The organism is Antarcticimicrobium sp. (genome assembly GCF_029212575.1).
In the GTDB taxonomy this organism is placed as follows: Bacteria; Pseudomonadota; Alphaproteobacteria; order Rhodobacterales; family Rhodobacteraceae; genus Antarcticimicrobium.
The window spans coordinates 23,257-29,499 of sequence record NZ_JARGPK010000059.1; the positions used below are offsets into that span (position 1 = coordinate 23,257).

8 protein-coding genes are annotated in these 6,243 nt (G+C 68.7%); 3 read left to right on the top strand and 5 right to left on the bottom strand.

What is annotated here, in order from left to right; genetic code table 11:
• The first annotated feature begins 127 nt into the window (after nucleotides 1-127).
• Entirely contained in the window at nucleotides 128-766 is a 639-nt protein-coding gene (locus P1U75_RS14195; RefSeq protein ID WP_300244625.1) for a ribonuclease T2, read from the top strand.
• Nucleotides 767-822: 56 nt separating this feature from the next.
• Here the strand turns inward: P1U75_RS14195 and P1U75_RS14200 are convergent, their stop codons facing one another.
• From P1U75_RS14200 to P1U75_RS14210, 3 genes are all read right to left on the bottom strand, one after another.
• Nucleotides 823-1,257, bottom strand: coding sequence for a hypothetical protein (locus P1U75_RS14200; protein ID WP_300244626.1), 435 nt, complete (start codon nucleotides 1,255-1,257; stop codon nucleotides 823-825).
• 80 nt (nucleotides 1,258-1,337) lie between these two features.
• A complete protein-coding gene (locus tag P1U75_RS14205; RefSeq protein ID WP_300244627.1) occupies nucleotides 1,338-2,321 on the bottom strand; it encodes an OmpA family protein in 984 nt (327 codons plus the stop codon).
• A gap of 96 nt (nucleotides 2,322-2,417) precedes the next feature.
• Complete coding sequence (locus tag P1U75_RS14210) at nucleotides 2,418-2,906, bottom strand: hypothetical protein (protein ID WP_300244628.1); 489 nt, start codon at nucleotides 2,904-2,906, stop codon at nucleotides 2,418-2,420.
• Nucleotides 2,907-3,222: 316 nt separating this feature from the next.
• On the opposite strand from P1U75_RS14210, the gene P1U75_RS14215 reads away from it, so the two are divergent.
• Nucleotides 3,223-4,080 (top strand): DUF2189 domain-containing protein, encoded by an 858-nt coding sequence (locus tag P1U75_RS14215; protein WP_300244629.1) that lies wholly within the window; start codon nucleotides 3,223-3,225, stop codon nucleotides 4,078-4,080.
• 77 nt (nucleotides 4,081-4,157) lie between these two features.
• Here the strand turns inward: P1U75_RS14215 and P1U75_RS14220 are convergent, their stop codons facing one another.
• Nucleotides 4,158-5,141: an NAD(P)H-quinone oxidoreductase gene (locus tag P1U75_RS14220; RefSeq protein ID WP_300244631.1), complete on the bottom strand. Its 984-nt coding sequence runs from the start codon at nucleotides 5,139-5,141 to the stop codon at nucleotides 4,158-4,160.
• Nucleotides 5,142-5,272: 131 nt separating this feature from the next.
• On the opposite strand from P1U75_RS14220, the gene P1U75_RS14225 reads away from it, so the two are divergent.
• Nucleotides 5,273-5,626, top strand: a complete 354-nt coding sequence (locus tag P1U75_RS14225; RefSeq protein ID WP_300244633.1) for a hypothetical protein — start codon at nucleotides 5,273-5,275, stop codon at nucleotides 5,624-5,626.
• Here the strand turns inward: P1U75_RS14225 and P1U75_RS14230 are convergent.
• On the bottom strand, nucleotides 5,623-6,243 hold a 621-nt coding region (locus P1U75_RS14230), incomplete at its 5' end, for a COQ9 family protein (protein ID WP_300244634.1). The genes P1U75_RS14225 and P1U75_RS14230 overlap by 4 nt on opposite strands.

The following is a 6,243-nucleotide window of genomic DNA, read 5'->3' on the forward strand; positions in this document are numbered from 1 at the left end:
TACATCTCCTTCAAACAAAACTTCCCCGTCGCCTGAAATCGGCGGTCCCGGAGGGTCCGGAACGAGTTACCATTGTCGGGGAACTTGGCGCCTATATAGTGGCGCGGATCGCATAAGGAAAGAGTGAATGCGCTGGATCGCCCTGTGGCTGCTGACCTGCCTTTTTGCCCTCCCCGCGCTGGCCGACGGCGAAAAGGCCGGTGAATTCGACTATTACGTGCTCAGCCTGAGCTGGTCGCCGAACTGGTGCGCCACCGAGGGTGACGCGCGCCGATCGGACCAGTGCCACCCGCGCCATGATCACGGCTGGGTGCTGCACGGGCTCTGGCCGCAGTACCATCGCGGCTGGCCCGCCTTTTGCCGCACGGTCGAGGCACCGCCCACCCGTGGCATGACGGCGGAGATGGCCGATATCATGGGCAGCCCCGGCCTGGCCTGGCACCAGTGGAAGAAACACGGCACCTGTTCCGGCCTCTCGGCGCGCGACTATTTCGCCCTGTCGCGCCGCGCCTACGCGGCAGTGAACCGGCCCGAAATCTTTCGCAAGCTGGACCGCGAGGTGAAACTGCCCGCCAGCGTGGTGGAACAGGCGTTTCTCAAGGCCAACCCGGAGTGGTCCCGGGACATGCTGACCATCACCTGCAAGGACCACCATATCCACGAGGCGCGGCTGTGTCTCTCGCGCGATCTGAAACCGGTGCCCTGCGGCCGTGACACGATCGCCGACTGCCCGCTGAAGGACGCCGTCTTCGCGCCGGTGCGGTAAGGCCGGACCCGACAAACGATCCCACGGCGCCGCACCCGGCCCGCCGTGGCGGCGGGTCAGGGAAAGCGCGCGACGATCCCGCGCGCGACCCGCTTTGCCAGGTCCTCGTCCGCCTTGGGGCCGATCCCGCCAGCGGTGACGATCAGCATCACCCGCCCGGCGCGATACCATACCGTCAGTTGCCCGATCTCCTCGACCCAGAGCGCCGCCTCGCCGATCTCCGCAAGCTCGACCGCGGGGGCGTGGCCAAAGCTGTCGGTCAGGTCCGCGATCATCCGTTCGCGCGCCGCCGACGCCGGTTGCGGCCCGGCCGCAGAGAGGTCCTGACGCAGCAGTAACGTGACCGCGGGCAGGTCATCGCCGCCAACTGCGGTGCACATGCTCATCCGCATGTCAGCATCCGCGCGGTCCTGCGTGGTCCGATACTCCAGGCTCTGCCCGGTCAGGTCATCGGCCGGGAGCGCCCGCAGGACATCACAGGCCGAGGGCATCGCGTCTCCTGTCGGAGCCCGTCCCATTCCCGCCAGCAACAGCGTGCCCAAAACGACCGGGAAGAGACGCCGTGCAACCCTCATCGCCGCACCAGTTCGACCCGCCGGTTCAGCGCCCGCCCGTCGTCGGTGGCGTTGTCGGCCACCGGCGACAGCGGGCCGACGCCGGCGGGCTGCAGTCGGCCCACCGCGACGCCGAATCGCCCGGTCAACGCCGCCACCACGGCCGCCGCGCGGCGGCGCGACAGATCCATGTTGTAGTCGAAACCGCCGGTCATGTCGGTGTGGCCCACCACGAACAGCGTCAGCGCCGGATTGCCCTGGGTCAGAGCCGCGATCTCGGCCAGCGTCGGGTCGGAGGCCGACGTCAGCCGGTCGCTGTCATACTCGAACAGGATGCCGTACAGCGACACCCGGCCCTCGGTCCCCAGCGCGCCGGCCATCTGTTCGGCGGTCACCGTTTCCATCCGCCGCTGCAACGGCGCGGCCTCGATCACATCGAGAAGGACCAGAACCTTGCCCTCGGTCTCGGGGTGCAGATCGAAGGTCTCGAACGCGACATAGACAGACACCACGCGCCCGGTCTCGGGGTTTCTGGCGGATAAGTATTGCTGGTCGTCGCGCGGCGACGAGAAGGCGTTGCGGGTGATCCGACCCATGTTCTCAAGCCGCCCGTCCAGCGGATAGAAATGGCGGACCATGGCCGAAACCGGGCCGCAGTCGCGTTTGGCGCAGGCATAAACCGCCTCAAAGCCCTGATCGTCCAGTTCGGCCTGGTAATTCCGGATCACCTCGAGCGGCGACCGGTCGCCGGGCACCGCATAGATGATCCGGGTCCGCGGGCCCTCGACGCTGCGCAGCTGTTCGGCCCCGCCATAGCTGACCGGGCCGATCGGAAGGTCGAAGGAGTCAAAGCCCGACTGATCATAGCCGATAATCGCGGCGCCCTCTATCCGGGGCAGACCTTCGGGGTCGGCGGCCCCCGGAACATCGGTCAACTGTTGTGCCGCCAGCGGCGACCCCATCAGGACGACGGCGCAAAGAAGGATCCGCAAACGGTTCATGGCAACCTCGCTTTTCGGGCATCCTAGATTGGCGCGCGGCTGCCGTGATTGATTCAGGTCAACGCCCGGCGCCGGTCGGGCGCCGCAAGACCGGGATCAGCCCATGTCGTCCTGACACTCCAGCACGGCCTCCAGCCCGACATAAGTGCCGCCGAGGTCGATCGCCATGACCTCGCCGCCATCGTGATAGAGTGTCAGCGTGTATTTCTGCGCGATGTCGAACAGAAAGTCGGCGTTGTCGAAATAGATATCCGCGCCCGGCACCCCGGCGAGGTAGATGCCGGTGGCGACACCGTCGTACTGCTGGCCGTCGAGATCGAACCAGATGTCGTATTCCGCGCCCTCCTCAATCTCGCCCCAGGCCTCGTTGAAGGCGGTGATATAACCGCTGCCCTCGGTCCGGTCGAACCCGATGCGCACCAGCGATCCATCCTGATAGGCCGCCTGGATCAGGCAGCCGTCGCCCAGGCTGGGGTCGATCAGCACGTCCCAGCCCCCTGCGGTGCCCCATTGTTCAAGCTCCTGCGCCGGCAGAGAACCTGCTGCGGCAATCAACGCCACCACGGCGAGTGTCACCTGTTTCATTTCCATCCTTCCCCCCTGGGCGGAGCCCCGACGCCCATCGCGCGGGTGCCCTTCCCTAGGGTCAAGCCTATGCCAAACCCGCCACGGGACAAAGAAAAACCGGAACAGAGGCGTTGCCGGGCGAAGTCAGGGCTCCGGGGCCGTGCCGCCGGTGGTCGCCTGCGCCCCGGCACAGGCCCCCCTCCCGAAGGCGTGAGCACCGGCACCGCTTTTTTGTGCTAGGATAGGCGCGCACGTTGCCGTCCGGTCTGGCCGTCGGCGACATCAGGCCAGGGTCCGGGTCCACGGCGCAGAGCATCGCCATGGAGGATGAGAAATGGCACAGACAATCGGAAACCCGCTGTCCTGGACCGCGCGCAACCTCGGCGCGGCGGGGCGGCATCTGGGCGCGACGACAGAGCAGCTGGGCGGCGATCACGCCGCCGGGGTTCCGCAGATCCGCAAGCTGGAGATCGCGGATATCGGCCACGCCCTGCGTGCCGGCTGGCACGATTTCCTTGCCGGGCGGACGGACGTGATGTTCCTGGTGCTGGTCTACCCGGTCGCCGGGCTGGTGCTGGTGGGATTCGCGCTGCACATGCAACTCTTGCCGCTGCTGTTGCCGCTGGTCATGGGCTTTGCCCTGCTGGGGCCGGTGGCGGCGGTCGGCCTCTACGAGATCAGCCGGCGGCGCGAGGCGGGTCAGAGCGCCAGTTGGCTCGACGGGCTGGGCGTGGTGCGCAGCCCACGCTTCGGCGCGGTGCTGGTGCTCGGGGTCTACCTGGCGGCGCTTTTCGTCGGCTGGATGATCGCGGCGCATGCGATCCACGGCTGGACCATGGGACCCGGGGCACCGGCCTCGATCCCCGGCTTCCTGCGCGAGGTGGCGACCACCCCGTCGGGCTGGACCATGGCCATCGCCGGAACCCTCGTGGGGGGCTGTTTCGCGCTGGCGGCGCTGGCGATCAGCGTGGTGTCCTTCCCGCTACTGCTGGAGCGTGACGTGGGCGTGCCGGTGGCGGTGGCGACCTCGGCCCGGCTGCTGCGCGAGAACCCGCGCGTGGTGCTGAGCTGGGGCGCGCTGATCGGCACCGCGCTGGTGCTCGGGGCGCTGCCGTTGCTGCTGGGGCTTGTCGTGATCCTGCCGGTGCTGGGCCACGCGACCTGGCATTTCTACCGCCGCGCGGTGGAATGAGAGCGCACCAGACGGAATAGGATGCCCGGCTGCAAGGCCGGGCAGCGCCCGACCCTCCCCCCGGGAGGGCGCTCCCCTCACGCGACCTTCAGCACCACCTTGCCGATATGGCCCGCGCTCTCCAGCCGGGCATGGGCGGCGGCGGCCTCCTCCAGCGGGAACTCGCTGTCCATCACCGGGGCGACGCGGCCCGCGTCCAAGAGTGGCCAGACCTTCTCGGCCAGGTCCTGCGCGATCCGCGCCTTCGCCAGGTCGCTCTGCGGCCGCAGGGTCGAGCCGGTGATCGTCAGCCGCCGCGCCATCACCTGGGCAAAGTTCAGCTCCACCTTCGGCCCGGTCAGAAAGGCGATCTGCACCAGCCGCCCGTCATCGGCCAGCGCCCGCACGTTGCGCGGGATGTAATCGCCGCCCACCATGTCGAGGATCAGGTCGGCGCCACCCGCCGCGCGCAGCACCTCGACGAAATCCTCGTCGCGGTAGTTGATCGCGCGTTCCGCACCCAGATCGGTGCAAACCCTGCATTTCTCGGCCGATCCGGCGGTGGCAAAGACCCGCGCGCCGAAGATGTTGGCCAACTGGATCGCCGTGGTGCCGATGCCGGAGGTGCCGCCATGCACGAGGAACCGCTCACCGCCGGTCAGCCCGCCGCGGGCGAAGACATTGGTCCAGACGGTGAAATAGGTCTCGGGCAGGCAGGCGGCCTGCTTCAGGTCCATCCCCTCGGGCAGGCGCAGGCAATGGGCGGCGGGGGTGGCGACAAACTCGGCATAACCGCCGCCGGGCAGCAGCGCGCAGACCTGGTCCCCGACGCTCCATTCCGTGACCCCGTCGCCCAGCGCCACCACCTCGCCCGAGGCCTCCAGCCCCGGCAGGTCACTTGCCCCCGGCGGCGGCGCATAGGCGCCGGCGCGTTGCAGCGCGTCGGGGCGGTTGACCCCGGCATAGGCCACCTTGATCACCACCTGCCCGTGGCCCGGCACCGGCACCGGGCGCTCGGCCAGTTTCAGAACCTCCGGCCCGCCCGGCTCGCTGATCTCGACGGCTCGCATGGTTTCGCTCATCTGGTCATCCTTCCTGCTTGGCGCGGCCCCGCGCCCTGTACGATTTGCCCCCGACATACACCGAAATTTTCCACGGGGCGAGAGAGCGCTGCCGCTTGCCGCCGGTCCCCGATCCGGTAATGTGCCAGCCCATGTTTCCGTTGATGCTGTATCTGTCGCTGGGCGCCAATGTCGCCGTGACCCTGCCGCTGGGCTGGGTGGCCCTGCGGGGACATCCGGCCTTCCGTACAGTTCTGGGCCCGGTCTCCCCATCGCGCCGGATGCTCGGGAGCCTCTTGCTCACCCTCGCCCTGCTCAGCGCGCTGGGGCTTTACGCCTGGCCCACCGGCCATGACGAAACCGCCATGGCCGTGCTTCTGGGGCTGCTGCCGGTACAGATCATCTGGTCGCTGTTCTGCGCCCTGGCCTTGCCGCGCAATCCGCTGGTCTGGGGCGCCCTCGCCCTCGGCGCGCTGCATGGCGTGACATTGAGCCTGGTGATCTAACCGCCACCCACCGAGCCGGGAAGATCGCCGCGCCTGTCCTTTGGCGCGCGGATCTGACCGGCCAGCCATTCCGGCCCGGCAAGCAGGGGTTTGAGCAGCGGGTTGCGGCGGATCTTTGCCTTGGCCCCCTCGAAGCGCATCACGTCGTCGATCCGCCGGTCTAGAAAGGCCCAGGTCGCATCGTGCCCGGGGCTGTCGTCGCCGAGCCAGTAGAGCACGGTGGAGGAATAGACCGCCGAGAGCGTGGCGCGCTTGGTGTACCAGTTCACATCGCGCGACGTATCGCCCAGCGTGGTCCAGATCAGGTCGCAGGTTTCCCAGATCGCGCGTGCGCCGGCGGCGGCGTGCTGCGGCAGGGCAAAGAGGGTCACGCCCCGGCGCACCGCCTCCCTGTCCGGGACCGCCTCGAGCCGGAAGCGCACCGCGAGCGCGATCTTGTCGCTGAACCGCATACCGTCGAGATGCGCCGCCGACAGCAGATCGAGCATCGCCGCGTCGCCGCGCGCGTGAAAGGCCAGCGCCAGATCCACCGCGCCGCGCGGGCCGAGCGCCCGCGCCAGGACCCGGTCGATGGCGGCCGCGGTAACGGCCACCATGAAGGTGGCCTCGGACCAGCC

Excerpts from the sequence above, each read along its gene's own strand:
- P1U75_RS14205 (WP_300244627.1), bottom strand. The coding sequence starts at position 2,321 with ATGAACCGTTTGCGGATCCTTCTTTGCGCCGTCGTCCTGATGGGGTCG.
- P1U75_RS14225 (WP_300244633.1), top strand. The coding sequence starts at position 5,273 with ATGTTTCCGTTGATGCTGTATCTGTCGCTGGGCGCCAATGTCGCCGTG.
- P1U75_RS14200 (WP_300244626.1), bottom strand. The coding sequence starts at position 1,257 with ATGCCCTCGGCCTGTGATGTCCTGCGGGCGCTCCCGGCCGATGACCTG.
- P1U75_RS14215 (WP_300244629.1), top strand. The coding sequence starts at position 3,223 with ATGGCACAGACAATCGGAAACCCGCTGTCCTGGACCGCGCGCAACCTC.
- P1U75_RS14195 (WP_300244625.1), top strand. The coding sequence starts at position 128 with ATGCGCTGGATCGCCCTGTGGCTGCTGACCTGCCTTTTTGCCCTCCCC.
- P1U75_RS14210 (WP_300244628.1), bottom strand. The coding sequence starts at position 2,906 with ATGAAACAGGTGACACTCGCCGTGGTGGCGTTGATTGCCGCAGCAGGT.
- P1U75_RS14220 (WP_300244631.1), bottom strand. The coding sequence starts at position 5,141 with ATGAGCGAAACCATGCGAGCCGTCGAGATCAGCGAGCCGGGCGGGCCG.